Origin of the sequence: Marinobacter sp. UBA5687 (assembly GCF_002420325.1) — a bacterium.
GTDB classification, from domain to species: domain Bacteria; phylum Pseudomonadota; class Gammaproteobacteria; order Pseudomonadales; family Oleiphilaceae; genus Marinobacter; species Marinobacter nauticus.
This window is the reverse complement of record NZ_DIHV01000099.1, coordinates 1-4,368: the sequence shown is the minus strand read 5'-3', so window position 1 is coordinate 4,368 and position 4,368 is coordinate 1. Positions and strand designations below refer to the sequence as shown.

Here is a 4,368-nt window from a genome sequence, read left to right as displayed (position 1 = left end):
TGAGACCATCATGGATGTGACCCCTGAGGAAGTGGTGAAAGAACTGGAGGCCCATGATGTTCAACTGATGATTCACGGCCATACCCACCGTCCTGCCATTCATGAGCTGGAAGCCAATGGCAAGCCCGCACGCAGGATTGTATTGGGAGACTGGGATAAGAATATCTGGTGGCTGAAAGCTCGCCCGGGGCAGGAACCCGAGCTGCTCAAGAGGCCTTTGTAGCCATCGTGTCGGTGATGGGCTCCCGGTAGGTTTCCAGCCGTTTTAGCCAACCGGGCAGCCAGCGCTCCCGCTCAATCGGATTTTCGGCATTTCGGGCGCGGCGGGTCAACACCTCCCCCGCCGCCACCCGGAACGCATCAAGGGTCGATTGCCCCGGCTCCGGATCCATGGCGAGGAGCACCTGCAACAACCCCCAACCCTCACCTTTGTAGCGCTCGGATTCAGCAAGCCCTTCACCTTTGAAATTGACATAATCCATCAGTGCATAGACGCCACCCGGGGTAGCGCTCAACTCCTCAAGATAACCCTGAACAACTTTCTGATGATGATCGGGAACCTCATCCAGAATAGTGCCCAGCGACTCCTGGGCGCGGCGAAAGATGAATTCTGCCTGCAAACCCTGAGTGCCTGCCAGAAACTCCCGAAGTTCGGCAACGCGGATCGAATCCTGCATCTGCATAAAGGCCGCGCGATCCGGCCAGGGAGCATCCAGAGGATCAAGCCCGCGCAACCAGTCCGGCACCGACGCCTGTCGCTGACTCATGTAGGTAATCAACTGCGGAAAGCTCTCGACAAAACGGCCCTCAACCCCCTCCGGATACCAGATGAAGTGTCCTATACCCAGGGACGGGAAGGCTTCCCCCTCGTTCCAGTGCACCAGGCACTGGAACCGCCCCGCACACTCATTCTGGAAAATCCTCTGGCCGACCCAGTCCAGTTGAGCCGGCTCCAGGGCCAGGGAAATATCCACACCCGAAACCGCCCGCCGGGAGGAACCCGAGGGATCATCAGGCGCACCCTGCTCTTCCCCGGAATCACAGCCGGCCAGCAGCAGAGAGCCTGCCAGCGCCATCGCCAGACAAGAAAGCCTTGAGGTCACAGCTCCTCCATTGACGGCACCACTACGCCGTATCCTTGACCTTATGTTCAGCCAATTCTGCCTTGATGGCCTCAGGGATGGGAACAGACTTTTCATTTTCGTAATCGAAGTGAATCAGTGTCGCGACACCACGGGCGATCTGCTTGCCATCCTGCCAGGCCTCCTGAACCACCTGGAACGAGCTGTTACCAATGTTGCCCACGCCGGTTCTGATCTCAACGGGCATGTGCCAGTAACTCTGGGCCAACAGGTCGATCTCCAGCCGGGCAATGATCAGCGGCCAGGTTTTTACGTCCAGCGACGGGTGGAAAATCCGAAATATCGGAGTACGTCCCTGCTCGAACCAAACCGGCAGGGAGGTATTGCTGATATGACCAAGCGCGTCTGTATCACTGAATCGAGGCTGAATGTCGAGGGTAAACATGGGCATAGTCCTGCTATGAAAGAGCGCAAACTATACACACAAATTTTGTCGCAAAAAAAATCCTGTGGCGTTAACCACAGGATTTTCCGCTAGTACTTTAGTCGCAGTTACTGCTCCACAAAAGCCCGCTCAATCACATAGTGGCCCATGTCGCCACCACGGGCTTCGCGGAAGCCCATGTTATCGAGAATGGCACAGGTGTCCTTCAGCATGCTCGGGCTGCCACAGATCATGAAGCGGTCCTGCTCCACGTCGAAATCCGGCAACCCCAGATCCCGTGTGATCTTGCCGGTTTCCATGGCATCCGTCAGACGACCCTGGTTGCGGAAGGGCTCCCGGGTCACGGTCGGGTAATACACCAGCTTGCCACTGACCATCTCACCAAAGAATTCGTTCTCCGGCAGTTCTTCAATCTCTTGCTGGTACGCCAGCTCGGAGATGTAGCGCACACCGTGGGTGAGAATCACCTTGTCATAGGCTTCGTAAACTTCCGGATCCTTGATGATGCTCATGAACGGTGCCAGCCCGGTGCCGGTGCTGATCAGCCAGAGATTTCGGCCCGGCAGAAGATTGTCCAATACCAGCGTACCCGTTGGCTTGCGGCTGACCAGAATCTCGTCACCCACTTTGATCTGTTGCAGGCGCGAGGTCAGCGGGCCATCAGGAACTTTGATAGAGAAAAACTCCAGCTCTTCTTCATAGTTCGCACTGGCAATACTGTAGGCGCGCATCAACGGTTTGCCATCTGTCTCCAGACCGATCATTACAAAATGACCGTTCTTGAAGCGGAAGCCGGGATCCCGACTGGTCTTGAAGCTGAACAGCGTATCGTTCCAGTGGTGCACACTGGTTACGGTTTCTTTCATCAGGTTGCTCATGGGAGCCCTCGCCTATTAACGTCAGTCCATCAGGAATTGAGAATAGTTTAACCTTTTGCTTGAAATCGACAAAACGGGCTGTTTTCATAAGGCTATTCGATTTTTCCGATAAACAGCTTCCACCGGAAGAGACCCTATGAAATACAGCTTTCGTCAGCTCGAAGTTTTCCTGGCCGCCGCCCATTTCCAGAACATCACCCGGGCTGCCGAATCGCTGGCCATGTCCCAGTCCGCCGCCAGCAGCGCCCTGAAAGAACTGGAGAGCCAGTTCGATATCCAGCTCTTCGACCGCGTGGGCAAACGGCTGCAATTGAACGAACTCGGCCGACTCTACCGGCCCAAGGCAGAGTCCCTGCTGGCGCAGGCCACGGAACTGGAACAGGCGTTCAGTAAACATTCAGAAGTCGGCGCCCTGAAAGTCGGCGCTACCCTGACTATAGGGAACTATCTGGCCGTGGGCGTGATGGCCAAATACATGAATACCCCTACCCGCCCGAAAGTTTCACTGGAGGTGGCCAACACCAGCTCCATAGCCCGCCGGGTCCGGGACTTCGAACTGGATATCGGTCTGATTGAAGGCGAGCTACAGTCCCCGGAGCTGGAGGTAATTCCCTGGCGGGAAGACGAACTGACGGTATTCTGCTCTCCGTCACACCCCCTGGCCCGAAAACAGGCTCTGACCGACGAGGACCTTCGTCAGGCGGTCTGGATTATGAGGGAACCGGGATCTGGCACGCGGCAGAGCTTCGAACGGGGGATGCACGGCCTGTTGCCAGACCTCAACATCCTGCTGGAACTGGAACATACCGAGGCCATCAAACGGGCCGTCGAGGCGGATCTGGGCATCGGATGCCTGTCCAAAGTAGTTCTGGCCGACGCTTTCAAACGCGGTAGCCTGGTCCCCCTGAGCGTCCCCGACTATCGGAAATTCGACCGTCAGTTCTACTTCATTCTGCACAAACAGAAATACCGCAGCGCCGGAATCGCCCGCTGGATGTCACTTTGCCAGGAGCTTCAACCTGCCAGAACCGGGCCGCTGTGAAAGCGGAACTCGGAATCCGGAGATTCAATCAGCTTTTGCTCGATGGCCAGGAACTGCACAACGCGTTCATCCACCGGGCCACCATTGGCCTGCTCGGCCAGCGTCAGGTAATCCTGGTAATGACGTGCCTCGGATTTAAGCAGGCTGTTGTAGAACTCAGCCAGCTTTTCATCCAGCGAGGGAGCCAGGGCAGCAAAACGCTCACAGGATCTGGCCTCAATAATGGCGCCGACGATCAAGACATCGACCAGCCGCCCGGGATCCTCTGTTCGTACCGCTTCCCGCAGGCCGGCGGCATACCGTGCCGGTGACAGATGGGCATAGGTAACCCCCCGCTTTTTCATGATCGCCAGTACCTGCTCGAAGTGCCTCAGTTCCTCTCGGGCCAGACGCGACATCTTGTTGAGCAACTCGGTGTTGTCCACGTAACGGTACATCAGACTCAGCGCCGTGGACGCGGCCTTTTTTTCACAGTGCGCATGGTCGATCAGCAGCAGGTCCTGGTTTGCCAGGGCGCTGTCAATCCAGGTTTGCGGGGTACGGCACGGTAGGAAATCGTGAATTTCTTGCAGGGCGTCGTTCATATCGCGGTTCAGGCTGAAAATTCGGGAGGCCGGAGTATAGCGCACTTAACAGATTCCTCCGACCTCTGTCCAACTTAACTTTATAAGGGGTTTCCTATAGAATGCAGCGCCAGATCAAGGAGTCTCTGAATAAATCCTGAAACCCCATCAGTGATTTGAGGCGTTATTCAGAGGCTCCTGCGGCCTTTTCGCCAAAAAACTCCCGCCGGGCACCACGCCCACAGCGCGGAACATTCCAACTGATGAGGGTCCATATCGTGTTAGAAGCCTATCGTGAACACGTTGCCGAACGTGAAGCCCTGGGTATTCCCCCCAAGCCCCTGAACGCCGAGCAGAC

General features: G+C 56.5%; 5 protein-coding genes and 1 pseudogene. 2 read left to right on the top strand and 4 right to left on the bottom strand.

Features of this window, described 5'->3' with window-relative positions; all coding sequences use genetic code 11:
- Positions 1–223, top strand: a pseudogene (locus B3Y70_RS10295) (UDP-2,3-diacylglucosamine diphosphatase); the annotation flags it as partial.
- Here the strand turns inward: B3Y70_RS10295 and B3Y70_RS10290 are convergent.
- The 3 genes from B3Y70_RS10290 to B3Y70_RS10280 all read right to left on the bottom strand — a co-directional run bounded on the left by B3Y70_RS10290 (position 207) and on the right by B3Y70_RS10280 (position 2,405).
- The gene (locus tag B3Y70_RS10290; RefSeq protein ID WP_414674114.1) at positions 207–1,076 is read right to left on the bottom strand and encodes a hypothetical protein; all 870 of its coding nucleotides are present in this window, start codon (positions 1,074–1,076) and stop codon (positions 207–209) included. The pseudogene B3Y70_RS10295 and the gene B3Y70_RS10290 sit on opposite strands and share 17 nt — an antisense overlap.
- A gap of 49 nt (positions 1,077–1,125) precedes the next feature.
- Positions 1,126–1,527 carry an acyl-CoA thioesterase gene (locus B3Y70_RS10285; RefSeq protein WP_273029905.1) on the bottom strand — a complete coding sequence of 134 codons (402 nt, stop codon included), beginning with the start codon at positions 1,525–1,527 and terminating at the stop codon, positions 1,126–1,128.
- A gap of 107 nt (positions 1,528–1,634) precedes the next feature.
- Positions 1,635–2,405, bottom strand: a complete 771-nt coding sequence (locus tag B3Y70_RS10280) for a ferredoxin--NADP reductase (RefSeq protein WP_011785332.1) — start codon at positions 2,403–2,405, stop codon at positions 1,635–1,637.
- 136 nt (positions 2,406–2,541) lie between these two features.
- Between B3Y70_RS10280 and B3Y70_RS10275 the strand changes: the two genes are divergently transcribed.
- A complete protein-coding gene (locus B3Y70_RS10275) occupies positions 2,542–3,447 on the top strand; it encodes a LysR family transcriptional regulator (protein ID WP_014421143.1) in 906 nt (301 codons plus the stop codon).
- On the opposite strand, the gene B3Y70_RS10270 is transcribed toward B3Y70_RS10275, so the two are convergent.
- Positions 3,420–4,031 carry a tRNA-(ms[2]io[6]A)-hydroxylase gene (locus B3Y70_RS10270; protein ID WP_114435015.1) on the bottom strand — a complete coding sequence of 204 codons (612 nt, stop codon included), beginning with the start codon at positions 4,029–4,031 and terminating at the stop codon, positions 3,420–3,422. The genes B3Y70_RS10275 and B3Y70_RS10270 overlap by 28 nt on opposite strands.
- Positions 4,032–4,368 lie beyond the last annotated feature (337 nt).